We start from the raw sequence: 24305 nt of genomic DNA, 5'->3' as shown, positions 1-24305 counted from the left end.
GGCCGGAGTGCCCAGGGGGCCCGGGCGCCGGGAGCGCCCCCGAGCCGCCTCCGGGGGTGACGGGGGCGCCGTGCAGAATGTCCGGCGCGCCCCGTCCCCGCTCGGAAGGCCCCCGATGAACCTGCCCGCTTCCGGTCGCCGCGTCCTCGTCAGCGGTGCCTCCCGAGGCCTCGGCCGTGCCGTCGCCCGGGCGTTCGCCGCCAACGGCGACCGGGTCGCCGTCCACTACGCCTCGCGCGTCGAGGAGGCCAGGCTGACCCTGGAGTCCCTCGACGGCACGGGCCACGCCCTGGTCGGAGGCGACCTGGGGGACCCGGCCGGAGCGGCGGCCGTCGCCGACGCGGCGGCCGGGGCGCTCGGCGGGATCGACGTCCTCGTCAACAACGCGGCCGTGAACGTCCGCCACCCCCTCCCCGACACCCCGTACGAGGAGTGGGTCGAGGTCTGGCAGCGGCACGTCAGCGTCAACCTGCTCGCCACCGCCCAGCTCAGCCATCTCGCGGCCCGCCGGATGATCGACCAGGGCACGGGCGGACGCATCGTGAACATCGGCTCCCGCGGGGCGTTCCGCGGCGAACCCGACCACCCCGCCTACGGCGCCACGAAGGCCGCCGTCCACGCGCTCGGCCAGTCGCTCGCGGTCTCCCTCGCCCCGTACGGGATCGCCGTCGCCTCGGTCGCGCCCGGATTCTTCGCCACGGAACGGGTCGCGCCCCGCCTCGAAGGGGTGGAGGGCGAGGCGATCCGCGCCCAGAGCCCGTTCGGCCGGGTGGCCGAGCCCGCCGAGATCGCGGCGGCCGTCCTGTGGCTCGCGTCCCCGGCGGCGGAATGGTCGTCCGGGACGATTCTCGACCTCAACGGAGCCTCGCACCTCCGGAGTTGACTCGTCACGGGTTCGTTGCGCCATGCCGCGCACGGCCTCCCGGTCAACTGCCGCCCCATGAAGTCGATTTCGGGCATAACGGTGAGAATAGTGCATCGAGGGCATAGAGCAGCTCGCCCGTCAGGCGCCGCGGCGGAGTCGCGTGCGACCTCCTGAACGGCGCCGTAGGTGAAGGCTGTTCCCGGGTGCGCCGTGAGCCGGACCGGATCCGCGGCTCGGGCGGCGTGTGGACGACGGGTGCCTCGCCCTAGACTTGGTCAGCATTTGGCAAAGACAGGTACGGCGCGGGGGAGGCCCCGCTCGAAACGATTGGGTAGCCAGTGGTTCTGAAGACGTTCGGCTGGTCGTTCGCGGTGACCGCGCTCGGCCTCGTCGCGGCGGTGTTCTACGGGGGTTGGGCGGCCTTCGGGATCGTGGCGATCCTCTCCATCCTGGAGATCTCGGTGTCGTTCGACAACGCCGTGGTCAACGCCGGGATCCTGAAGAAGATGAGTGCCTTCTGGCAGAAGATCTTCCTCACCATCGGTGTCCTGATCGCGGTCTTCGGCATGCGGCTGGTCTTCCCCGTCGTGATCGTGGCGATCAGCGCCAAGGTGGGCCCCATCGAGGCGGTCGACCTCGCGGTCAACGACGCCGAGCGCTACGAGCAGCTCGTGACCGACGCGCACCCGTCGATCGCGGCCTTCGGCGGCATGTTCCTGCTGATGATCTTCCTCGACTTCATCTTCGAGGACCGCGACATCAAGTGGCTCGGCTGGCTGGAGCGGCCGCTGGCCAAGCTCGGCAAGATCGACATGCTCTCGGTCTGCGTGGCGCTCGTCGTCCTGGCCGTCAGTGCCATGACCTTCGCGGTCCAGGCCCACCAGCACGGCGGCGCGCACGTCGACAAGACGGCGACCGTCCTGCTCTCCGGTGTCTTCGGCCTCATCACGTACCTCGTCGTCGGCGGGCTCTCCGGCTACTTCGAGAACAAGCTGGAGGAAGAGGAGGAGCGCGAGCACGAGGCCGAAGAGGAGGCGCGGCGCACGGGCAAGAACGTCCCCGTGGTCGTCATGGCCGGCAAGGCCGCCTTCTTCATGTTCCTCTACCTGGAGGTCCTCGACGCCTCCTTCTCGTTCGACGGCGTCATCGCCGCCTTCGCCATCACCAACGACATCGTGCTGATGTCCCTGGGCCTCGGCATCGGCGCCATGTACGTGCGTTCGCTGACGGTCTACCTGGTCCGCCAGGGCACCCTCGACGACTACGTCTACCTGGAGCACGGCGCGCACTACGCGATCGGCGCGCTGGCCGTGATCCTCATGATCAGCATCCGCTACCAGATCCCCGAGGTCGTCACCGGCCTCATCGGCGTGATCCTGATCGCCTGGTCCTTCTGGTCCTCCGTCCGCCGCAACCGCAGGCTGGCGGCGGAGGACGGCGGACAGGCGGCCGAGGAGAAGGCCGAGGTCCCCTCGGGCGTCTGAGCCGGACGCGTCGACAGGGCGGCGCCCCCCACGGACCACAGGCCCGCGGGGGGCGCCGCCCTGTCGGGCACGGGCACGGGTAAGGCCCCGGGACCCGCGGGCGCACGGCCGAGCCGCCGCCGGACCCCGCCTCAGGGGCCGCCCCCGCCCCCTAGCCGCCGGACCCCGCCCCGTCGCGGAGGAACGGGGGTCGGCCGGAAAGCTGCTGGTCCGTCCACGCCAGGCGCTCCTCCAGCGGCGGCCGGAGCGGCGCCGGAGCGACGGACAGCACTCCGGTCAGGAGCCTGCGGCAGCGTGCGAGCACCAGTGGCATGGCGGGGGCCACGACGAGGATCTCGTCCAGTCCGACCCGGAGGAGGTCGTCCCACCCCGCCACCGGCAGGAACACCCGCACCGCGCCGGACGCGTCGGGGATCGCCCGGGTCGTCCGTACGACCGGGCCGGCGGCGGCACGACGCAGGAGGTCCTCGACGGCGTCCAGGGCCTGCACCGCGGTGGCCGGATCGTTGATCGCGGAGGACAGCGCCCGCAGTCCGATGTCGGACAGCAGCCGGAAGGCGAGCACCGGATCCTGGTGGAAGGCGCGCTCGGGCCCGGCCAGCACCGCCCCCAGGACGTCGGCCTCCCGGACGGTCCCGTGGTGCACGTCGGCCACCACGTCGCCTTCGTAGACGACGTCCCCGACCTTCACCCGCAGGACGACCGTCGCCCCGCCCCGCCGCGCCGCCTCCACCAGCGGAACCAGACGGAACTGCTCGACCAGCACGGACGGGCCCCGCCAGAGCACCGAGACGGCGGCGGGCCCGTGCGGCGCGGCGTCCGGCGCCTGCGCCCCCGGTGCGCCCGGTCCCCGCGGGCCGGCCGTACCGTCCGGCGGGCCGTACACGTCGAGGGCCCGCAGACCTCGGTCGCGCAGCTCGTCCAGGACGTGCGCCAGCTGGATCGAACGCAGCGCGACCAGCTGGAGGCGGCGGACCAGCACGAACGCGGCGGCGGCCATGACCAGGGCCGCGATCGGGACCGCCACGGACACCGTGGGGCGCGAGCCGATCGTGAGCACCGCGGTCACGGAGTAGACCAGCACCCCGAGGACGAACGCGAACACGCGCCACACCATCGGGTCGGACCGGAACAGCGCGAGCCGGTGACTGAAGTTGCCCGCGGCCCACTGCACGACGAGGAACATCAGCGAGAAGATCAGCGTGGTGACGCTGAGGACGCCCACGCCGAGCACGTTGAGCACGGCCACCGCGCGGTCCGCGGCGACCCGCGAACCGCCGTCGACCGCGGGCAGCAGGATGCCGAGCACGACCGCCACGCCGACGGCCACACCGTGGGCGAGGCCGGCGCGCAGGGCCCGCCGCGGCCGGACGACCCGCTCGACGGAGTGCCCCGCCTCGCGCGCCGCCTTCGGCGGCTCAGCCACGACCCGTCCCCGGCGCGCGGCCCCGCGAGCAGCGGCGGCTCGTGAGCGTGCGCATCGCCACCTCCCCGTCTCGGCGTCTGCCCCCACTCTGCGTCCCACGCGCCGGGCCCGCCCGTGCTGTCGTGCGAACGGATGAGGCGGCGCCGGCCGGGGAGGCCGGGACTCAGCGGGCCTCGGCCCGCACGCGGCGGCCGCGGGTCACGAGTTCCAGGGGGACGGCGGCGGCCCCCGGCCGATGGCCCCCGGAGCCGGTCAGTGCTCGCAGAGGGAGAACTCCCGCTCGTAGACCTGCTCGTTGTGCTCGTCGACGAAGAACTTGCGTTCCTTCATGAGCTCCTCGCGGAAGGTCTCGGCCTGCTCGCGCGTCATGGTCGAGGTCTCGGCCCAGGGCTGCTGCGGCGGCACGTCGGACGTCGAGACGATCCTCTGCTCCGGGTCGACCAGGAAGAACGCGAGGATCTTCCGGTGCCCCGGCCGGGTGGGATCCGCGAGGCGGAACGAGCCGACGCGGTGCTGGAGCACGTTCGGGAAGGCCAGGCAACGGCCCTCCGGCGTCGCGGCCGACCCGAGGAGCTGGTTCAGCGCGTCCTCGTCCTCCAGGCCGTAGACCTCGCGGAGGCCGCCGTCGTCGTTCTGCTCGTAGTCCGGGTCGTCGAGGGCCGTCCGGAAGCTCAGGCCGCTCTCGGTGATGTTCTCGTTGTCCCAGTAGTAGATGCCGGTCGAGACGATGCGCTCGTTCATCATCCCCTCCACGTGCCACGACCCGCCGGCGTACTCGGGCTTCTCCGGCGTGAGGTGGATGGTGGCCAGCTTGACGATGACCTGGAGACCGCGGCCGCGCAGGTCGACCCGCTCGGAGGCGTCCGGGATCGCGGGCGCGGTGAACCGGGGGGCGTCCGGGACGATCGGGCGGCGGTTCTCCCACCACGCGTCGTAGGCCTCGTCCCAGGCGCGGCGTGCCTCCGCGAAGGCCGCGTCGTCGGCGTAGGAGGCCCTCTCCGGACGCTTCGGCGACGGCTCGTACCAGCCCCAGGGGTCGGCCTCGATCCTGAGCGGCCGCGGGTGGCGCAGGTCGGTCAGCACCTCCTCCCAGAGCGGGCGCATGCGCCCGACCAGCTCCGGCAGGACGGAGAGCAGGTCGCGGTGCCTCTCCGGGTGGACGTTGTTGACGTACGAGCGGAAGGAGACGGAGCCGTCGTCCGCGACGTCGACGTCCGTCGGCAGCCACTGGAACCGCTCCGAGAACTCGTACTTCGTGTACGGCGTCGCCGGGTTGTTCCAGGTCTCCTCGGGGGCCCCGCTCGCCTCCCGCACCAGGCAGAACAGCGAGGGGTGGACGAGGTCCAGCACCTGGCCGTCGGATCCGGGGTGCCAGTCCCGTTCCTCCTCGGGGACCTCCTCCAGCACCCGGACCGCCTCGCGCAGGCGCTCCCTGAGCGCGGCGTCGACCAGGCTGTCCGACTGCCACACCCCGTCCACGGCCGACACCTCGGCGCCGGTCGCGCCGTCCCGCAGCGCGGCGTAGTGCGCGAGCTCGTCGAGCACGTAGCGGACCTGCGCCTCGGTGAGACCCTGGGCGAGCGCCTCCCGTGTCCACCGGGCGACGATCCCGGCGTCGTTCCTCTTCTCGGACCAGTCCGGCTTGGACCGGATGTGCGCGCTGCACTGCGTCATCTGCAGCTCCCGCAGCGTGCGCGGTGTCGCGTACGGAGCCGAACGCGCGGTGTGAAAGGGCAGCGGGAAAGCGGACATGCCGGTCAACTCTCTGGATCCTCCGGGTCGGTGTGCGGTGGCGGGAAGCCTACTTCAGGGCACTGACACCGAGGTCCGGGCTCGGGACGGGCCCGGGGCCGGGACCGGAGGACATCGGGCACGGCCGAGCGACGGCCTACGGCCGGGCGAAGAGCTGGGATGCCTCGGCCGCCCAGTCGATCCGCCCGGCCTCCTCGCCGTCCGGCACGACCTCGTACGTCTCCGCCAGCCAGCTCCGCAGCCCGGCGCGGTCGATGTCGACGGTGGCGAACGCCTCGGCCGGACCCAGCCGCAGGCGGACGACCCCCTCCTTGCCTTCGGTGCGCAGCGGACAGAGCCGGATGTCGCCCTCGCCGCTCAGGACCCGGGTCCCGGAGCGGAGCAGCTCCCGGGAGAACGTCCAGTGGATCTCCACTCCGAGCGGCAGCCGGAACGTGGTCCGTACGGCCCAGGGATCGTCCGGGTCGTAGCGGAAGGTGGTGTCGACGGGCCGGCCGAACCTTCCGCGGAGCTGACGGGCCGTCGTGCGCCACGAGCGGACCAGCGGTGAGCCGGGCGGCCCGGTCGTCTTGTGCAGGGGCGATTCAGACATGGTGACCAGTTCCGTGGGGACTCGCACCACTGCGTCAGCGGCGCCGTGTCTCTGCTCGTAACCCCGCACCGGGATTTCACGCCTCCCGGGCGGAAGGCACGCGTCCGCGGGCGGGACGCGAGCGCGGGAGGCGCACCGCCCGCGGCGCCCCTCCGCGGACGACGGGTGAGACGACGGGTGATTGGCCCGCCGGACCCGGGGCAGGCGGTCGCCAGGCGGGGAACGCACCCGCCGCGCACGGCACATCGACGAGGAGGGCGACGGCGATCCGCCGAACGCCCCCGCCGACCGGAGGAGTTGTTCTCTCATGACTGAGCACGCGTGGGCCTACAAGTCGACCGCGGGGCACCTGGCCGGCACCGACCTGACCGGCTACAGGGTCGAGGCGACCGACGGCCACGTCGGCAAGGTGGACAAGCACTCCGACGAGGTCGAGGACGCGTACCTGGTCGTGGACACCGGGGTCTGGATCTTCGGCAAGGAGGTCCTCCTCCCCGCCTCCACCGTGGTGAGCATCGACCTGGAGGCGCAGACGATCTTCGTCGACCGCACCAGGGAGCAGATCAAGGACGCCCCCGAGTTCCACCGGGAGAAGCACCTCGAGGACCCCGGCTACCGCTCCGAGCTGGGCATGCACTACGGACTCGGAGGCAGCCCCTACGGCGGCCCGATGATCTGAGGACGCTCCGGAACGGCGCCCGCATGGATGATCTCAGGCGGGGTACCCGCCGGATCCGGGCATTCCGCTCCGGTACCGACAGGAAGGCGTTTCCATGCACATTCCGACCGTGACCGCCGTACCGCTCGCCGCGGGGGGATCCCCCGCGCTGTTGCTGATCCTGGTCGGTGCCCTGGTCGCCGTGCTGCTGATCGCCGCCTTCTGGTGGGGATCCCGGCGCGCGGCCCGCAGAAGGGCCGCCACCGCGCCGCCCGCCCAGCCTCCGGCCGCCGCGGCCCGCCGCGACTCCTGGACGGCCCCGGACGACCGACCGGAGCAGTGAGACGCGTTCCGCCGGCCCGGAGGCCGAGGCCTCCGAGGGTCCCGGCGGACCGTCCAGACCGTGCCCGCCCTGCGGAGCACGAGGGAAGGAGCTCCCTGTGAACGCACACGAGCGGAGTAGCCGCCCGTCCCGCACCACCCCCTCCGAAGCGGAGGGGGAGAGCGGGGACGAAGAGGCGCGGAAGAAGGCGCGGGACGCCGTGAAGGGCCGCGCGGGGGACACCGACCGCGAGGGCGCCGACGGCCACCGGGCCAAGAGTCAGCGTCCCGGGATCGGACGCGAGGAACAGACCGAGCAGGGCCCCTGACCCCGTGAGACCCGCCCGGCCGCGGTCACCGCGGCCGGGCGGGTGACCGTGATCCGCGCGAAGCGCCCGCCCCGGTGGACCGGGGCGGGCGCTTCGCGTTCCGGAGGCCGCATCCCGCCGCCGCGCCTGCCGCGTACCCGTGTGCTCTGCCCGCGCCCGCGGGCAGAGCACACGCGGTCAGATCCGCGGGACGCGTTCGGCCGGGGGCGGCGGGGGAGGCGGCGTCCCGTCGCCGAACGGGCGGCCGCCCAGCTCCTCCCGGCCGTGCGGCGACAGCCAGCCGCGGACGTCCGGACCCGCGGGGACGATCCCGGTCGGGTTGATGTCGTGATGGACCACGTAGTAGTGCGCCTTGATCTGCGCGAAGTCGACGGTGTCCCCGAACCCGGGGGTTTGGAACAGGTCCCGCGCGTAGCCCCACAGGGCCGGCATCTCGGTCAGCCGCTGCCGGTTGCACTTGAAGTGGCCGTGGTAGACGGCGTCGAAGCGCACCAGCGTGGGGAAGAGGCGGACGTCGGCCTCCGTGAGGGTGTCGCCGACCAGGTAGCGGCGCCCGGCGAGCCGCTCCTCCAGCCAGTCCAGCCGCTCCCAGAGGCGCGCGTAGGCCTCCTCGTACGCCCGCTGGCTCCCGGCGAAGCCGCACCGGTAGACACCGTTGTTGACGTCCCGGTAGACCTTGCCCGCCACGTCGTCGATCTCGTCGCGCCGCCGCTCCGGGTAGAGCTCCGGCGCCCCGTCCCGCTGGTGGGCCGTCCACTGGCTGCCGAGGTCGAGCGTGATCCGCTCGAAGTCGTTGGTCACCACCGCGCCGGTGGGGACGTCGACGATCGCCGGCACCGTGACGCCCTTCGGGTAGCCCGGCTCGCGCCGTTCGTACGCCTCTCGCAGCCAGTCGATGCCGAGGACGGGGTCCCGGCCGCCGGGGTCCAGGTGGAAGGCCCAGCTGCGCTCGTCGTGCAGGGGCCCGGCGAGCCCCAGGGAGAGCACGTCCTCCAGGCCCATCAGCCGGCGCACGATGGCGCTCCGGTTCGCCCACGGGCAGGCCCGCGCGACGACCAGGCGGTAGCGCCCGGGCTCGACGGCGTAGCCGTCCCGGCCGTCGGCCGTGATCCGGGTCGTGATGTAGGCGCGGTCGCGCTCGTACGAGCCGTCACCGGTCATGGTCTCCGTACCTCCCTGCCCGGCCTCCGGCCGCCGTGACCGGCACCGGAGGGCCGCCTGCCGTCGGCTTCCGGACGGCTGCTACCCGTGGCGGCGCCTCCCATGCCCCGGCGCCGTCCCGAGCCCGGGCCCCCGCCGGCGGATGAGAGCCGGGGACCGGGGTACGCGGGTGACGTCCGACCCGACAAGGGAGGAACCATGGGTCTGGGAGTCTGCATCATCCTGATAGCCGTCGGCGCGATCCTCACGTTCGCGTCCGACTGGGAGATCGAGGGGGTCGACCTCGACCTGGTCGGGCTGATCCTGATGGCCGTCGGCATCATCGGCACCGCCGTGTACACCAGCATCCTGCGCCGCCGCCGGATGGTCGTCCCGCCGACCACCCCGACCATGACGGACGACGACCGGCACGGTCTGCACTGAGGCGTACGGCCGCCGCGGTGCCGCCGGTGCGGAGCTCGGTGCCCGCACCGGCGGCGGACGCCTCTGGAACCCGACGGCCCTCAGAGGCGCCGGCAGAGGAAGGCGGCGGGCCTGTGTCCCCGGGCCCAGGCGCCGCTGCGCGCGACCCCGGCCGCGTACGCGCCGCCGCCTTCACGAAGGCGGCTCCGGGGCACCGGGGGAGACCTCAGCGCCCCCTGCGGGCCCGGCGCGCGAGGAGCAGTGCGGCGAGCGCGGCCGCCGCCGCGATCAGCGGCGCGGGCCCGGTCGTCGCCGCCCTCGCGGCGCGACGGGCCCTCGCCCGCAGCGGCCCCGGTTCGCCTCCTGCGACGACGTGCCCGGCGCGGACCGCCGCGGCCCGCAGATGCGCCACGACGTCCGCCGGGGTGTCCCGCAGCCCGTCCGGGGCGCTCTCCCTGACGAACCCGGCGGCGTGCCCCGCCTTCTCCCGCACCCGGTCGGTGGCCCGTCCGGCGATCTCCGTGCCCTGGTAGGCGAGTTCGGCGGCCTTGCTCCGGGTCTGGGCCTCGGCGTCCTCCGCGGCGTTCGGAGCCCCCGCGGCCCGGCCGGGGTCCTCAGGAGGCGGCCCGATCCGTCCGCGTGGCTCATCGGTTCCGGGGGTGTCCGGATCCTGTGGGTTCTCGCTGCTCATCAGGTGTCCTTCCCTTCGCTCTCGGTCGCGCCGGACGGGTCCGGCCGACGCGCCGACCGGCTCCGGCGGGACGGAGGCCGACCGGCGAGCCGCTCGCCGGCCTCCGTCCCGCCGGAGGAAACCCTCAGCCGTCGGCCGACGGGAGGTTCTCCTTGATCTTGGCGATCGCGAAGCCCCAGCCCTGCGACACCGTCGGCTTGCCGGGCACGGCCACCTCGGCGGGGTTCGTCAGCACGTCCAGCAGCACCGGTCCCGGGATCGCCAGGGCCCGGCGCACGGCCTCGTCGAGTTTTCCCGGCTCGGTGACGCGGATGCCGGTCAGGCCGATGGCCTCGGCCACCGCGGCGAAGTCCGGGTTGTCGAGGACCGTGCCGAACTCGGGGAGCCCCGCCTGTTCCTGTTCGAGTTTGACCATGCCGAGGCGGCGGTTGTCGAAGACCACCAGCTTCACCGGGAGCCGCTCGGACCGGATCGTCATGAGGTCGCCCAGCAGCATGCTCAGCCCGCCGTCGCCGCAGAAGGCCACGACCTGCCGGTCCGGCGCCCACAGCTGGGCGCCGATCGCCTGCGGCATCGCGTTGGCCATGGACCCGAGGTTGTACGAGCCGATGAGCCGGCGGTCGCCGCGCATCCGCACGAAGCGCGACAGCCAGACCGTGGCCATCCCGGTGTCGGAGGTGAAGACCGCGTCGTCGGCCGCGTGGCGGTCCACCGCGGCCGCCAGCGCCTCCGGGCGGATCTCCTCGTCCCGGTTGTCGAACACCGCCCGTACCCGCCCGAGCAGGTGGCGCTTGTCGTGGGCGGGGTCGGCGAGACCCGCCTGACCCTCCTCCCAGCGCAGGAACCGCTCGCGGGCCCCGTCCAGGTGGGAGCGCGAGGCGACGGGGGAGAGCAGCGGCAACAGGGCCCGCAGCGTCGCGCCGACGTCCCCCGCCAGGCCCACGTCCACCGGGACCCGGCGCCCCAGACGCTCCTCCCGGGTGTCGATCTGCACGACCCGGCAGTCCTTCGGATACCAGTCGCGGTAGGGGAAGTCCGTGCCCAGCAGGATCAGGGTGTCGCAGGAGTCCAGGGCGTGGGCGGCGGCCGGGTTGCCGATCAGGCCGGTCTGGCCGACCTCGTACGGGTTCTCGTGCTCGAACCCCTCCTTGCCCTTGAGCGTGAGCACCATCGGAGCGGCCAGGAGCTCGGCGGCGCGCAGCACCTCCTCGCGCGCGTCCCGGGCGCCCCGCCCCACGAGCAGGGTGACCCGTGGGCCCGCCGAGACGAGCTCCGCCGCCTCGGCCAGCGCCGGGTCGTCGGGCCGGGTCACGGCCGGGCGGGGCAGCGCGAACCGCAGGGGCCGGTCGTCCTCCACCTTCTGGTCGCCGAGGTCGCCGGGAACGGTCAGCACCGCCACGCCCCGGCCCGTCACGGCCGCCCGTACGGCGGACTCCAGCAGCCTCGGCATCTGGGCGGGGGAGGTCACCGTGGCCCGGTACACGGCCACGTCCCGGAACAGGAGGTCGTTGTCCACCTCCTGGAAGTAGTCGCCGCCCATCTCCGACAGCGGCACCTGGCCGCAGATCGCCAGGACCGGGGCGCCGCTCTTGGCCGCGTCGTACAGACCGTTCAGCAGGTGGACCGAGCCGGGCCCCACGGTGCCCATGCAGACGCCCAGCCCGTCCGACAGCTGGGCGTGCGCCCCCGCGGCGAAGGCGGCCGCCTCCTCGTGCCGGAAGCCGGTCCACTCGATGCCGTCCGTGGTCCGGATCGCATCGGTGAGGGGGTTGAGCGCGTCTCCGACGACGCCGAAGACGTGGCCGACGCCGAGGTCCGCGAGACCGTCGACGATCACTTGGGCGACGGTGCGAGTCATGGGTTCTCCTTCCGCGAAGAGCGACGAACCGGTCATCGGAGGGTGAACCGGTCCGGATGGGACGCGTCCCAGTCGTCTGCCCCCGAGGACGGAATCGAAGCGGGAGAGAGCGGTCGCCCCACGCCGAGCCGTGCGCACGGGTCCGCGTGGAACCGGACGGTGTCCGGGTCGATCCGCCGCGGCGGCATCCGGCGAACCCCGGCGGGGCGGTGCCGGTGCCGTCCCCGAGGTTTGCGAGCGGCTCGTCGGGCGAGACGGCACCCATGACTGCCTCGGAGAACAGTGGAGCCGCCATCCTTCGCCTCGGGTCGTACGCCGGGCGGGGCCGTGTCGGCCCGGCCCGTCGTGTGGACCACGCCGCCGTCGCGGGCGAGGATCCCGCGCGGGGCACGGAGACCATGGGGACACTGCTCTTCCTTCCGCTGCCGCGGACCGAGGCCGTCCCGGCCACCGCGTCCGAGGGGACTCCGGCCGCCCCGCCTGCGGCGGAGACCGCCGGGGCCCGGACCCTGGGGGTGGTCCGCGCGCCCGAGACGGCGCGGGCCGGTGCCGCCGTCGGTGCGGCCGCCGCCGCCGCCGTCGTGTACGCGCTCGGCCGCCGCGCGGGTCGACGCGGCCGCGGCCCGGTCGCCCGCTTCCCCGGCCGCCCCTTCTGAGCGACGGCGGAACACCCGGCCTCCGCCGTACGCCCCTGGTCATCTGTTCCTGAGCCCTCGGCGCGCCGGGGCGCGGTGTCACGGCCCCCGGAGCCGTACGTCCCCCCGGGCCCTCGCCCCGCGGCCCCGGCCCGGCGACCCGGGGTCGCCCGATGTGAGATCGCCCACGGCGCGATGAGCCCGGCACCCTCCGGAAGGAGGGCGCCGGGCTCTTCCGCGTGACGGGTTTCGGCCTCCTGACCCGGCACCGCTCTCCTCTTGTCGATCACGGAGGGGTAGGGTCGTCATCATTGCCGTACGGCAACGGTCGAGACCGTGGTCGTGATGGGAGCGCGGGCGGTGCGGCACCAGGTCGTGACCGAATGGCCCGCAGGCGAATGCCGGATGGCGAACGAGGATGAGGCATGTCTGAGACGACGACCAAGGGCTCCTCGATCGGGGAGCGGCCGGGACCGGCCGCGGTGGGGGAGCCCGAGCTCCGCCAGCTCCTGGCCGGACTCACGGCCGTGCGCGACGGCGACTTCGGCACGCGCCTGCCCGACGAGGCCGACGGCCTGATGGGCGAGATCTCCCGGGTCTTCAACGGGATGGTCGACCAGCTCTCCCTCTTCACCTCCGAAGTGACCCGGGTGGCCCGCGAGGTCGGCACGGAGGGGACGCTGGGCGGTCAGGCCGCGGTGCCGGGCGTCTCCGGCTCCTGGGCCGATCTCACCGACTCGGTGAACGCCATGGCCGGCAACCTCACCACCCAGGTCCGCGACATCGCCCAGGTCGCCACCGCCGTCGCCAAGGGAGACCTCTCCCAGAAGATCGACGTGGACGCCCGCGGCGAGATCCTGGAGCTCAAGAACACCATCAACACGATGGTCGACCAGCTCTCCTCCTTCGCCGACGAGGTCACGCGCATGGCCCGCGACGTCGGCACCGAGGGCATCCTCGGCGGCCAGGCCGACGTCAAGGGCGCCTCCGGCACGTGGCGGGATCTCACCGACTCCGTCAACTCCATGGCCGGGAACCTCACCGCGCAGGTGCGGGCGATCGCCCACGTGGCCACGGCGGTCGCCAACGGCGACCTGTCGAAGAAGGTCGACGTGGACGCCCGGGGCGAGATCCTGGAGCTCAAGACGACCATCAACACGATGGTGGACCAGCTCTCCTCCTTCGCCGACGAGGTCACCCGGGTCGCCCGCGAGGTCGGCACCGAAGGCCGCCTCGGCGGCCAGGCCCGGGTGCCGAACGTGGCCGGCACCTGGAAGGACCTCACGGACAACGTCAACTCCATGGCGAGCAACCTGACCGGCCAGGTCCGCAACATCGCCCAGGTCACCACCGCCGTCGCCAACGGCGACCTGTCCAAGAAGATCGACGTGGACGCCCGGGGCGAGATCCTCGCGCTGAAGACGACCATCAACACCATGGTCGACCAGCTGTCCTCGTTCGCGGCCGAGGTGACCCGCGTGGCCCGCGAGGTCGGCAGCGAGGGCCGCCTCGGCGGCCAGGCCGAGGTCGAAGGGGTCTCCGGCACCTGGAAGCGGCTCACCGAGAACGTCAACGAGCTGGCCGGCAACCTCACCCGACAGGTTCGCGCCATCGCCGAGGTGGCGAGCGCCGTCGCCGAGGGCGACCTGACCCGCTCGATCACCGTGGAGGCCTCGGGCGAGGTCGCCGAACTCAAGGACAACATCAACGCGATGGTCGGCTCGCTCCGCGAGACCACGCGCGCCAACCAGGAACAGGACTGGCTCAAGTCCAGCCTGGCCCGGATCTCCGCCCTGATGCAGGGCCCCCGCGACCTCGCCGTCGTCGCCGAACTCGTCATGGACGAGCTCACCCCGCTCGTCACCGCCCAGTACGGCGCGTTCTACCTCGCCGAGGAGGGAACGGCCGGCGTCGAGCTGGGCCTCGTCGGCTCCTACGGCCGCCCCGCCGGCGACGAGGGCAAGAACCGCTTCCGGCTGGGCGAGTCGCTCGTCGGGCAGGCCGCCCGCAGCCGCCGCACCATCGTCGCCGAGAACGTCCCCGCCGACTACGTCACCATCTCCTCGGGGCTCGGCCACACGGCCCGCGGCAGCCTCGTGGTGCTGCCGATCGTCGTCGAGGGCCAGGTGCTCGGCGTCATCGAGCTGATGTCCTTCAGCCCCTTCACCTCCGTGCACCGGGACTTCCTGGAGCAGCTCATGGAGACGGTCGGCGTGAACCTCAGCACGATCGTCGCCAACGCCCGCACCGACGAGCTCCTGGACGAGTCCCAGCGACTGGCCGGCGAACTGCGCTCGCGCACCGAGGAGCTCCAGGTGCAGCAGGAGGAGCTCCAGCGCTCCAACGCCGAGCTGGAGGAGAAGGCGGCCCTGCTCGCGACGCAGAACCGCGACATCGAGGCCAAGAACCTCCAGATCGAGCAGGCCCGCCAGGAGCTGGAGGACCGCGCCCAGCAGCTCGCGCTGGCCTCGAAGTACAAGTCCGAGTTCCTGGCCAACATGAGCCACGAACTGCGCACCCCGCTCAACAGCCTCCTGATCCTGGCGCAGCTGCTGGCCCAGAACCCGACGCGCAACCTCACCGCCAAGCAGGTCGAGTACGCCGGGATCATCCACTCGGCCGGATCCGACCTGCTGCAGCTGATCAACGACATCCTCGACCTGTCCAAGGTGGAGGCCGGCAAGATGGACCTCAACCCGGAGCGCGTGGCACTGCGCAGACTCCTCGACTACGTCGAGGCCACCTTCCGCCCGCTCACCTCGCAGAAGAGCCTCGCCTTCACCGTCTCCACCGCGGCCGGCGTCCCCGTCGACCTGGTCACCGACGACACCCGGCTCCGCCAGGTCCTCCGGAACCTGCTCTCCAACGCCGTCAAGTTCACCGAGCACGGCAGCGTCGAGCTCCGCATCGAACCCGTCTCGGACGACGAGCTCCCGGCGACCGTGCACCGGGGCGGCCCCGTCGTCGCCTTCCGTGTCGCGGACACCGGCATCGGCATCGCCCGCGAGAACCTGGAGGCGATCTTCGGGGCCTTCCAGCAGGCCGACGGGACGACCAACCGGAAGTACGGCGGCACCGGACTCGGCCTCTCCATCAGCCGCGAGATCGCCTATCTGCTCGGCGGCGCCCTGACGGTCGCCAGCGTCCCCGGCGAGGGCAGCACCTTCACCCTGTACCTCCCCGTCACCCGCCCCGACTTCGTGGAGCAGCCCGCCCTGCCCGGGCCGGCGGCGGAGGGCCTGGTGCTCCCCCCGGCACCGCCCGCGGACCCCGGTGACGCCCCCGCGTTCCGCCGGCGGTCCACCGCCCCCTCGGCCCGTCCGACGCGGCGGCTGCTCGTGATCGAGGACCGTCCGCGCGGGCTCCTCGCGCTCGTCGCCGAGAACGCCGTCACGGAACTCGACGACGGCGGGCGCGCCGGCCGGGACGACGTCGAGCTGATCGCCGTCGTCGGACCCCACGAGGCCGCCACCGCCCTGGCCACCCAGCCCTTCCACTGCGTCGTGCTTGACGTCGACATGGCCGACGGCGACGCCCTGCGCTTCCTGGACGCCATGGACGGCGACGAGGCCCTGCGCACCGTGCCCGTCCTCGCGCACAACAACCGCCGGCTCGCCGCGGACCACGAGCGGACCCTCCAGGACCTGGCCCGCCGCCGGCCCCTGGAACTCCTCTCCAGCCTCGACGAACTGCGCGAGCGGATCGCCCTCCACCTGTCCGCGGAGCAGCCCGGGGACGTCGTACCCCTGGTCCGGGGGGAGCACCGGGCTCCGGAGCCGCAGACGATCGACACCACCCTGCAGGGCCGCACGGTCCTCGTCGTCGACGACGACGCCCGCAACCTGTACGCCCTCAGCGGCATCCTGGAGCTGCACGGGATCACGGTCCTGCACGCGGAGAACGGCAGGAAGGGCATCGAAGCCCTCCTGGAGCACGCGGAGGTCGATCTCGTGCTGATGGATGTGATGATGCCGGAGATGGACGGCTACACGGCGACCGCGCGGATCCGGGAGATGCCCCGGTTCGCCGGGCTGCCCGTCATCGCCGTCACCGCCAAGGCGATGCCCGGCGACCGGGAGAAGAGCCTCTCCGCCGGCGCCAGCGACTACGTGACCAAGCCCGTCGACGCCGACGAACTCATCGCCTGCGTCCACCGCTGGCTGAACGACGCCTAGCCCCGTGGCAGCCCCCGCCCGCCCGCGCCGCACCCCGGCGCGGGCACCGCGCCCCTCGGGCGCGTGTCCCCGCCCTTCCGGCGGCCCTCGGGCCGCACGACCCCAGGAGTCCTCGACGTGAGCGGTCCCCACCTCCGGGACGGAGACCCGCGCTCCGGCATCCCGGAGGGCGGCGCTCCGGCGCCCGAGGAGATCCCCGCCGCCCTTCCCGGGCGGCCCGACGACGAAGACCGGACGACGGAGCGCGACCACTTCGGCGCCGGCCGGCTGACGGCCGTGGTGGAACGGCTGCGCGGCGAGGTGCGGGCCGCGCACGCCGCGGCGGAGGGCCGCGCCCTGATCGAGCTCGCCAAGGGAGTGATCGTCGAGCGTCTGGGGTGCGGACCCGCCCAGGCCGCGCGCCAGCTCGGTGAGCTGGCCGAACAGGCCGGGCTCTCCCAGCTGGAACTCGCCGCGGACATCATCAACCAGGCGGCCCGCGACCGGGTCGCCGAGGTCGCCGGCGACTTCCTGAAGGCGACCGCCGACGAGCCCGGGACGGCCGGGTCCGACGCCTCCGTCGGCGTTCGCCTGCGCACGGCGGAGAGCGCGGCGCTCAGCGCCGACGACACCCAGTCCGTCGCCGAGTCGCTGCTGGCGCACGCCCTCGAACCGCTCGGCGCCGTCGCGGTGGCGATCTGGACCACCGGCGCGGACGCCTCGCTCAGCCTGCGCGGCCACGCCGGGTTCGGCCCCGACGAGGCGGCCCGCTGGCACTACGTCCCGCCGGGCGTGACCACCGCGGCCCGGCAGGCCCTCATGGCCCGGCGCGCGGTCTGGTACCCCTCCCTGGCCGCCGCGGGCGTCCCGTCGATCGGACGCTCCCGCCACCCCGACGGCGGCCGCGTCGTCGTCCCCGCCGGGACCGGCGGCCGCATCCACGGCGTCCTGGAGGTCTGCTGGGCCCGCCCGCTGGAGCCCCAGCCCCGCGCCGTGGAACGCCAGATCGAGGCCCTCGCCGAGCTCTGCGCCCACACCCTGGAGGCCCTGCCCGCGCAGGGCGGGCCGACCCCCAACCCCACGCCCGGCGGGGAGGGGGCGCTGGAGCTGGCCGAACTCGCCGACGGACTCCACGACCCCGCCCTCGTCCTCACCCCGCACCTGGACGACGCGGGACACCTCGCCGACTTCCGCATCCGGCACGCCAACGCGCTGTTCCAGGACCCGGCGGGCCGCCCCCGGGGCGCCGTCGAGGGGGCGCTGCTCCTGGAGGCGTACCCGGCGACGGCGGGCGGCAGCGAGCTCTTCGACCGGATCGAGCGGGTCTACGCGACGGGCGAACCGTTCCGCTCGCGGCGGACCCGGCTGACCGCGCTCGTGGACCAGGTGCCGCTGTCCTCGCTCGCCGACATCAGCATCAGCCGGCACGGCGACAGCGTCTTCCTGATATGGCGTATCGAGGACGAGTCCGCCCGCCTGGCCAACCTGCTCCAGCACGCCCAGCGGCTGGGCCGGGTCGGCGCCTTCGAGGAGGACGTCCTCACCGGGGAGATCACCTGGAACGGCCAGCTCTTCGACCTCTTCGGCCGGGAGAAGACGGCGCCGCCGGTCTCGCTGCGCGATCTGGCCGCCCACGTCCACCAGGACGACGCCGGCGCCATCCGGCGCTTCCTCCACTCCGTCCTGCACCAGCGGCGGGCCGGGTCCGCGGCCTTCCGCCTGATGCGCCGGGACGGGGTCACCCGGCACATCCGGGTGATCGCCGAGCCGGCCCTGGGGGCCGACGACCGGATCCAGGCGGTCCGGGGCGCCTATCAGGACATCTCGGCGCAGCACTGGACCGAGGTCGCCCTCACGGCGACCCGGGACCGGCTCGTCGCCACGGAGGAGGAGGCGGAGGAGCGCAACCGGCTCACCCTCCAGCTCCAGCACGCCATCATGCCCCCGGCCAAGCCGCCGCTGGACGCGCCGGGGCTCGACGTCGCGGTGCGCTACCGCCCTGCCGAGTCCGACTCCATGGTCGGCGGCGACTGGTACGACGCCGTCGTGCTGCCCTCCAAGAAGGTCCTGCTCTGCGTCGGCGACGTCGCGGGGCACGGCGTGGAGGCCGCCACCGGGATGGTGGTGCTGCGCAACGCCCTGCGCGGCCTCGCCGTCACCGGGGCGGGTCCCGGACAGCTGCTCGCCTGGCTGAACAGCGTCGCCCACCACCTCACGGCCCACCTCACGGCCACCGCCGTGTGCGGGATCTACGACCCCGAGAGCCGCACCCTGCGCTGGGCCCGGGCGGGACACCTCCCGCCGGTGCTCGTCCGGGGCGGCGAGGCGGCCGACCTGCCGCTGCTGCGGGGGGTCCTCCTGGGCGCCCTCGCCGAGGCCGAGTACGAGGAGGCGGAGCTGCGGCTCGAACCCGACGACACCGTGCTGATGTACACCGACGGCCTCGTCGAACGGCGCGACACCTCGGTCCCCGAATCGGTGGCCCAACTGCTGGCCACCGCCCGGCTGCCCGCCGACAGCCTCGAACGACGGCTCGACCTGCTGCTGTCCCGCAGCAAGTCGGACACGGACGACGACACGTGTCTGGTCGGAGTCAAGGTCACATGAGCGCCGCTCGTCCGTCCCACCGTCCGTCCCCACCGTGGAAAGCAGGGAACATGTCCGAACGAGAGTCGAACCTGGCCGTTGACGTCACGATCCGCGACGCCGGCACAGCGGTGCTGTCCCTGGGAGGTGAGCTCGACATGGAGACCGCCCCGCTGCTCGAAGGCAGTCTGGGGGAGCAGCTCCGGGACGGCCGGGCCCATGTCGTCCTCGACCTGACCGGCCTGGAGTTCATGGACTCGTCCGGTCTGAACGTCCTGATCAGGGCGGTGCACAAGGCGCGGGGGGTCGGGGGGGACGTGTACCTCGCCGCGCCGACGTCAGCGGTGCGGCGCATCCTGGAGATCACCGGGGTGACCACCACGATCCCGCCGCACAGCGGTGTGGAGGAGGCGCTGGCCGCGGCCGGCGGAGCGAGATGAACGCAGGGTGGTGCGGTCCGGTGCCCCGGACGGCGCGGTAGGAAGGAAGCGGAAGAACGTGCACGAGATCGCCGACGTGGAGCAGGAGCTCCGCAGGGCAGCGCCGCACCAGCTGGTGGGTGTCGTCGAGGCGGCACTGGGGAAGCGGTACGGCGCCCGGTGGGTGGAACTCCGGCTGGCCGACTACGGGCTGCGGACACTCCAGCTCGTCGAGCGGACGCCCGGCGCGGCGCCGTCGGTGCCGATCCACGACAGCCCCCAGGGACGGGCCTTCGGTGCCCAGGAGCCGCACGTGACCCTCGGGTTCGAAGGCGTCCTGGTCCACCTCCCGGTCACGGTGCGGGGCGACCGCCTGGGCGTCCTCACGGTGGCGTTCCCGGCCGGGGCCGACGTCGGCCCCGCTCTCCCCGCGCTCGGCCAGGTCTGCGACGCCCTCGGGCACGAGATCATGGTGGCCGAGCGGGACACGGACCTGTACGTCCTGGCACGGCGGGCGACCCGGCTCACCCTCGCGGCCGAGATGCAGTGGCAGCTCCTCCCCGGCCGCTCGTGCGCCCGCCCCGAGTTCGCCCTCGGCGCGCATCTGGAACCGGCCTACGCGATCTTCGGGGACAACTACGACTGGTCGGTCTCGGCCGGGAGACTGAACCTGACGGTCACCAACGGCATGGGCGAGGGCATCGGCGCCGCCCTGCTGACGAACCTGGCGATCAACGCGCTCCGCAACGCCCGCCGGGCCGGGCTGGGCCTCGCGGACCAGGCGGCCCTGGCCGACCAGGCCGTGTACGCGCAGTACCGGGGCACCGCCTTCGTCTCGGTGCTGCTGCTGAGCTTCGACCTCGCGACCGGCGAGGTGGAGGCCGTGGACGCGGGGTCGCCCCGGCTGTGGCGGCTGCGGGGCCCTTCGGTCGAGGCCGTCTCCTTCGAGGCGCAGTTGCCCCTCGGCATGTTCGAGGACTCCCCCTACGTGCCCGAGCGGTTCCAGGTGCTGCCGGGGGACCGGCTGCTCTTCGGCAGCGACGGGGTGTACGACGCCGTCTCGCCCGAGGGGGAGAGCTACGGGGAGCGGGCGCTCGCCCGGGCCCTCAGCGGGACGCGGCTGCTCCCGCCCACGCACGTGCCGCAGGCCGTGCTGCGCGAGCTGGCCGCGTACCACGGCAGCAGCCCGCTGGAGGACGACGCCCTCGTCATCTGTCTCGACTGGCACGGGACCCCGTCAACAGTTGCCGTGTGACAACTGTATCCTTGTGGCAACATCGGGAGCGCCGCCCGATGGGACACGGCGAGGATCACCGGAGGGTGGAAGTGCGGACATGGGGTGTGCGGCCGACCGGAGCCGGCGGCGCGCGGAGGTCAGGCCGAACTGACGTCCTTGAGCGGCGTGTCGGGACGTGACGAGCCCGCGGGCCCGTCCTGTTCCAGGGCCTCCTGGAACCCGGTGAGCCCCCGCAGCAGCGCCTTGCGGCTCGTCGGCGACATGTCCGCGATCACCGCGAGCAGGGCCTCCTCGCGCTGGGTCCGCAGGTCCCGCAGGTACGCCTTGCCGTGCGCGGTCAGGTGCAGCTCCAGCTGCCTCCGGCTGACGGGGCTGGGCAGCCGCTGGACGAAGCCCAGCGCCTCCAGCCGGTCGCACATACGACTCACCGAGGGCGGCGCGGACCCGAGCAGGTCGCCCAGGGTGCGCAGGCTGATCCCCTCCTCGCGGTCCAGGCTGTACAGCACGCGCAGCTGACTCGCCGACACCGGTGTCGGCGACACCATGTCCCGGCCCCGCTCCCAGAGGACCTCGAGGAGCTCGATGACCTCCCGGGCGGCCTCCGTCGTCTGCTGCCGCTCCCGCCGCGACGGGGAGGGGTTGGTGTTCATGACTGCCGACACTCCTCGGGCGTCCGGGGCCGAGGCCGTCGACCTTCCGACGGACCGGTCATCTCCACATCTCTCCAGAAGGCGGTGCGAATTCGGTGGATCGACACGTGACAGTGGAAAGCGCACTGCGCGGGGCGGCACCACACCTCCTCCTGGACTCCCTCCGTACCAGTCTCGCGCAGCAGTACGCCGCGCACTCCGCCGATCTGCTGCTCATCGACTACGGCTTCACGTCGCTGCGGCCCGTGCGGCCCGTGCAGGCACGTGCCGGGGTGCGGCCCGTGCCCGTGGACGCGGGGACCGTCGGTCGGGTCCTCCGCACGCAGCAACCATATCTTTTCCGTGATGACGGGCTCACGGCGACCGTTTTCCTTCCGGTCACCGTGCGCGGCGACCGGCTGGGCGTCCTCGTGGTCCTGCTGCCCGGGGACCGTGCCACCGGGACGACGGTCCGGAGCCTCGGCCGCGTCGCCGAGACGCTCGGCCACGCCCTCTGCGTGGCCGACCGCCACACCGACCTCTACCGCAGCACCCGCAGGACGCGTCCCCTCACCCTCGCGGGGGAGATGCAGTGGGACACCCTGGCGGGCCGGGCCTGCGCCGGCCCGGCGTTCGACCTGCACGCCCACTGGGAGCCCGCCTACGGCTCGGGAGGACACCTCCTGGACTGGAGCGTGACCGAGGACGAGCTGCTGCTGGTGGTCGCCGACGGCGCGGGGCCCGGCACTCCCGCCGCCCTGGTGAGCACCCTCGCCCTGAGCGCGATCCGCAACGCCCGGCGGGCCGGGCTCGACCTGGTGGGCCAGGCCAGCCTCACCGACCAGGCGCTCTACGGCCAGTACCGGGGAACCAGCCCGCTCGCCGCGCTCCTGATGCGCCTCGACCTCGCGACCGGCGCGACCGAGGTCGTCGACGCGGGGTCGCCGACGCTCTGGCGGACCCGCGGCACCGGCACCGAGCGCATCGCCCTCGACCGCCAACTGCCCCTCGGCATGTTCGAGGACACCGTCTACGCCACGCAGCGCCTCCGCCTGCTGCCCGGGGACCGGTTCGTCGTCGTCGCCCGGGAGCCCGGCCGCCCCCGGCCCGGCGGGACGGACGGGGCGCCGGACGGGGCCGTCGCCCTGGCCGTGTCCCGGGCCGCGCGGCTCGGCTGCGCCGACGTCCCCAGGGCCGTCGTCCGCGCGCTGCGGGAGCCGCCCGGCGACGTGCCGGACACCGCGCTCGTCGTCTGTCTCGACTGGCACGGCGCCGCGGACGGGCGCCCCGAGCCCCCGGCGAGCGGGGGCTGAGGCCCGCTCCCGCGTCCCCCCGGGCGGGGCCGGTCGGCGTGATTCCCGTGGCGGGCGGTGTGGAAACCGCGAAGGGGGGAAAGGCGGTGTACGGGGTGCCCAGCGCCCCGACCAACCGTACGAGGGGAGTCCCAGGGCCATGACGGACGCGATCATCGCCGACCGTGCAGCGCCGGAACCCCTGCTGTCCGCCAGCGCAGGGTTCGACAGCGCCGCCGCCGGCGGCGCGATCGGCGCCGCCCGCGACTTCACCGCCGACTTCCTCGCCGCCGCGTCCGACGTCCTGCCGCGACCGCTGCCGTGTGACCGCGTCGACCTCGCGAAGCTCGTGGTCAGCGAGTTGGTGACCAACGCCGTCCGGCACGCCCCCGGGCCCTGCCGGCTGCTGCTGGAACTGCGGGAGGACCTCCTGGAGGTCTCGGTCTTCGACCGCGCAGCCGCGGCCCCCGTCCCGCGCGGACACGATCCGCGCCGGATCGGGCAGCACGGCGTCGAGATCGTCGTCGCCGTGTGCGAGAGCGTCACGGTCGAGCCGGAGTCCACGGGCAAGCGGGTCCGGGCGCGCCTCTCCCTCCGCGCCGCCGACGACGGGGCGCGCGCCTGAGCGGACGACGGGGCGCACCCCCGCGTGAACGGCGGGATCCGCCCCCGTGAGGGCGCCTATCGCCGTGGCTTTCGAGCCTCCCCGCGCCCCGATCGTGCCCCGCCCCCACCCGTCTCGCCGGACCTCCCGGACCGAGCCCCGCGCCCATGGATTCGAACGGCCCGGACGGGGCAACCGGAGGTCGACCGAGAGGAGCGAGTCGACATGACGACAGCGAAGATGGCGGCGTCCGAGGCGGGTAACGCGGTCCGGGGCGAGCCGGTCCGGATGGCCGCCAGGGCCGGCTTCACGGCACGAGGTGTGCTGTACCTGCTCATCGGAGCACTGGCCGTACGCATAGGCCTGACGGGCTCGGACGAACAGGCGGACAAGGGAGGGGCGCTCTCCATCGTCTCGGACACGCCGATCGGCGCCGTCCTCCTGTGGGCCCTGGGCATCGGCCTCGCGGGGATGTCCCTCTGGCGCCTCTCCGAGGCCGTCTTCGGCGGGACCGGCCCCAAGGGAGACAAACCGCACAAGAGAGCCCTGTCCGCCGGCCGCTTCGTCTTCTACGCCGTCTCGGCCTTCCTCGTCCTGTCCTTCGCGATGGGCGAGCGGGGCAGCGGCGCGGGCTCCACCGACCGGCAGAGCCGTGACATCACGGCCCGCCTCATGGATGTCACCGGAGGCCGCTGGCTGGTCGGCGCGATCGCCCTCGGCTTCCTCGGCGTGGGCCTCTGGATGGGCGGCCGGGCGGCCATGCGGAAGTACCGCAAGCACCTCGCGTGGGGCCGCATGTCGAAGCCCCAGAAGCGGTTCATGGACGTGACCGGAGTGGCCGGCGGCGTGGGCCGCGGCCTCGTCTTCGCCGCGCTCGGGTTCTCCGGCGTGAAGGCGGCGCTGGCGTTCGACCCGAACCGGGCCAAGGGCATGGACGACGCGATCCGTTCGTTCGCGCAGACCCCGGCGGGCCCCTGGCTGCTGATCGCCGTGGCCGCCGGACTCGTGCTCTTCGGGGTCTTCTCCTTCGGCCAGGTGAAGTGGCGCGAATTCTGATCCCTGCCCCGCGGCGGAGGAGACCGCGTGCCCCGGGTGTGAAGCTCCTGTGGCAGGACGGTGGGGGTATCGCCGAGCATCCGCCGCAGGTGTACCGGAAGAGGTGGTTTCGCTTGATGTGCTCCCCGCCCTGAGGGAGGCTGGATGACCGAGT

General features: G+C 73.5%; 21 protein-coding genes. 14 read left to right on the top strand and 7 right to left on the bottom strand.

From position 1 onward, the window contains the following. Nucleotides 1-115: 115 nt before the first annotated feature. Nucleotides 116-883, top strand: a complete 768-nt coding sequence (locus ACF09E_RS15100) for an SDR family NAD(P)-dependent oxidoreductase (RefSeq protein WP_392205596.1) — start codon at nucleotides 116-118, stop codon at nucleotides 881-883. A gap of 320 nt (nucleotides 884-1203) precedes the next feature. Then, complete coding sequence (locus tag ACF09E_RS15095; RefSeq protein ID WP_392205595.1) at nucleotides 1204-2349, top strand: DUF475 domain-containing protein; 1146 nt, start codon at nucleotides 1204-1206, stop codon at nucleotides 2347-2349. A gap of 151 nt (nucleotides 2350-2500) precedes the next feature. On the opposite strand, the gene ACF09E_RS15090 is transcribed toward ACF09E_RS15095, so the two are convergent. The 3 genes from ACF09E_RS15090 to ACF09E_RS15080 all read right to left on the bottom strand — a co-directional run bounded on the left by ACF09E_RS15090 (nucleotide 2501) and on the right by ACF09E_RS15080 (nucleotide 6119). After that, on the bottom strand, nucleotides 2501-3775 hold the full coding sequence (locus ACF09E_RS15090; protein ID WP_392205594.1) for a DUF2254 family protein: 1275 nt from the start codon (nucleotides 3773-3775) through the stop codon (nucleotides 2501-2503). Nucleotides 3776-4027: 252 nt separating this feature from the next. Next, on the bottom strand, nucleotides 4028-5536 hold the full coding sequence (locus ACF09E_RS15085) for a DUF4246 domain-containing protein (protein WP_392205593.1): 1509 nt from the start codon (nucleotides 5534-5536) through the stop codon (nucleotides 4028-4030). Between the two features lie 127 nt (nucleotides 5537-5663). Next, the gene (locus tag ACF09E_RS15080) at nucleotides 5664-6119 is read right to left on the bottom strand and encodes an SsgA family sporulation/cell division regulator (protein ID WP_392205592.1); all 456 of its coding nucleotides are present in this window, start codon (nucleotides 6117-6119) and stop codon (nucleotides 5664-5666) included. 307 nt (nucleotides 6120-6426) lie between these two features. On the opposite strand from ACF09E_RS15080, the gene ACF09E_RS15075 reads away from it, so the two are divergent. The 3 genes from ACF09E_RS15075 (at nucleotide 6427) to ACF09E_RS15065 (ending at nucleotide 7427) form a co-directional block, all read left to right on the top strand. Further along, the gene (locus ACF09E_RS15075; protein ID WP_392205591.1) at nucleotides 6427-6798 is read left to right on the top strand and encodes a PRC-barrel domain-containing protein; all 372 of its coding nucleotides are present in this window, start codon (nucleotides 6427-6429) and stop codon (nucleotides 6796-6798) included. Between the two features lie 94 nt (nucleotides 6799-6892). Then, nucleotides 6893-7120, top strand: a complete 228-nt coding sequence (locus ACF09E_RS15070; protein ID WP_392205590.1) for a DUF6479 family protein — start codon at nucleotides 6893-6895, stop codon at nucleotides 7118-7120. A 97-nt stretch (nucleotides 7121-7217) separates the two neighbouring features. After that, a complete protein-coding gene (locus tag ACF09E_RS15065; RefSeq protein ID WP_392205589.1) occupies nucleotides 7218-7427 on the top strand; it encodes a hypothetical protein in 210 nt (69 codons plus the stop codon). Nucleotides 7428-7604: 177 nt separating this feature from the next. Here the strand turns inward: ACF09E_RS15065 and ACF09E_RS15060 are convergent, their stop codons facing one another. Continuing rightward, nucleotides 7605-8588 carry a glutathione S-transferase family protein gene (locus ACF09E_RS15060; protein WP_392205588.1) on the bottom strand — a complete coding sequence of 328 codons (984 nt, stop codon included), beginning with the start codon at nucleotides 8586-8588 and terminating at the stop codon, nucleotides 7605-7607. 198 nt (nucleotides 8589-8786) lie between these two features. Between ACF09E_RS15060 and ACF09E_RS15055 the strand changes: the two genes are divergently transcribed. Continuing rightward, nucleotides 8787-9011 (top strand): DUF6458 family protein, encoded by a 225-nt coding sequence (locus ACF09E_RS15055; RefSeq protein ID WP_392205587.1) that lies wholly within the window; start codon nucleotides 8787-8789, stop codon nucleotides 9009-9011. Between the two features lie 205 nt (nucleotides 9012-9216). Here the strand turns inward: ACF09E_RS15055 and ACF09E_RS15050 are convergent, their stop codons facing one another. Then, entirely contained in the window at nucleotides 9217-9681 is a 465-nt protein-coding gene (locus tag ACF09E_RS15050; RefSeq protein ID WP_392205586.1) for a hypothetical protein, read from the bottom strand. A gap of 124 nt (nucleotides 9682-9805) precedes the next feature. After that, nucleotides 9806-11539, bottom strand: a complete 1734-nt coding sequence (locus tag ACF09E_RS15045; protein WP_392205585.1) for a thiamine pyrophosphate-dependent enzyme — start codon at nucleotides 11537-11539, stop codon at nucleotides 9806-9808. 263 nt (nucleotides 11540-11802) lie between these two features. Between ACF09E_RS15045 and ACF09E_RS15040 the strand changes: the two genes are divergently transcribed. The 5 genes from ACF09E_RS15040 to ACF09E_RS15020 all read left to right on the top strand — a co-directional run bounded on the left by ACF09E_RS15040 (nucleotide 11803) and on the right by ACF09E_RS15020 (nucleotide 20588). Further along, nucleotides 11803-12195 carry a hypothetical protein gene (locus tag ACF09E_RS15040; RefSeq protein WP_392205584.1) on the top strand — a complete coding sequence of 131 codons (393 nt, stop codon included), beginning with the start codon at nucleotides 11803-11805 and terminating at the stop codon, nucleotides 12193-12195. A gap of 404 nt (nucleotides 12196-12599) precedes the next feature. Beyond that, complete coding sequence (locus tag ACF09E_RS15035) at nucleotides 12600-16349, top strand: HAMP domain-containing protein (RefSeq protein WP_392205583.1); 3750 nt, start codon at nucleotides 12600-12602, stop codon at nucleotides 16347-16349. Between the two features lie 117 nt (nucleotides 16350-16466). Continuing rightward, nucleotides 16467-18935 carry a SpoIIE family protein phosphatase gene (locus ACF09E_RS15030; RefSeq protein WP_392205582.1) on the top strand — a complete coding sequence of 823 codons (2469 nt, stop codon included), beginning with the start codon at nucleotides 16467-16469 and terminating at the stop codon, nucleotides 18933-18935. Nucleotides 18936-18985: 50 nt separating this feature from the next. After that, a complete protein-coding gene (locus ACF09E_RS15025) occupies nucleotides 18986-19354 on the top strand; it encodes an STAS domain-containing protein (protein ID WP_392205581.1) in 369 nt (122 codons plus the stop codon). A 58-nt stretch (nucleotides 19355-19412) separates the two neighbouring features. Next, entirely contained in the window at nucleotides 19413-20588 is a 1176-nt protein-coding gene (locus ACF09E_RS15020) for a PP2C family protein-serine/threonine phosphatase (RefSeq protein ID WP_361852435.1), read from the top strand. A gap of 119 nt (nucleotides 20589-20707) precedes the next feature. Here the strand turns inward: ACF09E_RS15020 and ACF09E_RS15015 are convergent, their stop codons facing one another. Continuing rightward, nucleotides 20708-21220, bottom strand: coding sequence for a MarR family winged helix-turn-helix transcriptional regulator (locus ACF09E_RS15015; RefSeq protein ID WP_148006696.1), 513 nt, complete (start codon nucleotides 21218-21220; stop codon nucleotides 20708-20710). A 107-nt stretch (nucleotides 21221-21327) separates the two neighbouring features. Here ACF09E_RS15015 and ACF09E_RS15010 point away from each other — a divergent pair, with 107 nt between their 5' ends. The 3 genes from ACF09E_RS15010 (at nucleotide 21328) to ACF09E_RS15000 (ending at nucleotide 24151) form a co-directional block, all read left to right on the top strand. Then, nucleotides 21328-22512 (top strand): PP2C family protein-serine/threonine phosphatase, encoded by a 1185-nt coding sequence (locus tag ACF09E_RS15010; protein WP_392205580.1) that lies wholly within the window; start codon nucleotides 21328-21330, stop codon nucleotides 22510-22512. A 139-nt stretch (nucleotides 22513-22651) separates the two neighbouring features. Beyond that, nucleotides 22652-23116, top strand: a complete 465-nt coding sequence (locus ACF09E_RS15005; RefSeq protein ID WP_392205579.1) for an ATP-binding protein — start codon at nucleotides 22652-22654, stop codon at nucleotides 23114-23116. A 204-nt stretch (nucleotides 23117-23320) separates the two neighbouring features. Continuing rightward, a complete protein-coding gene (locus ACF09E_RS15000; RefSeq protein WP_392205578.1) occupies nucleotides 23321-24151 on the top strand; it encodes a DUF1206 domain-containing protein in 831 nt (276 codons plus the stop codon). The last annotated feature ends 154 nt before the right edge of the window (nucleotides 24152-24305 follow it).

The sequence above is a fragment of the Streptomyces sp. NPDC014891 genome (assembly GCF_043081085.1).
In the GTDB taxonomy this organism is placed as follows: Bacteria; Actinomycetota; Actinomycetes; order Streptomycetales; family Streptomycetaceae; genus Streptomyces.
The sequence above is the reverse complement of the archived record's forward strand: the minus strand, read 5'-3'. Positions and strand labels throughout refer to the sequence as shown.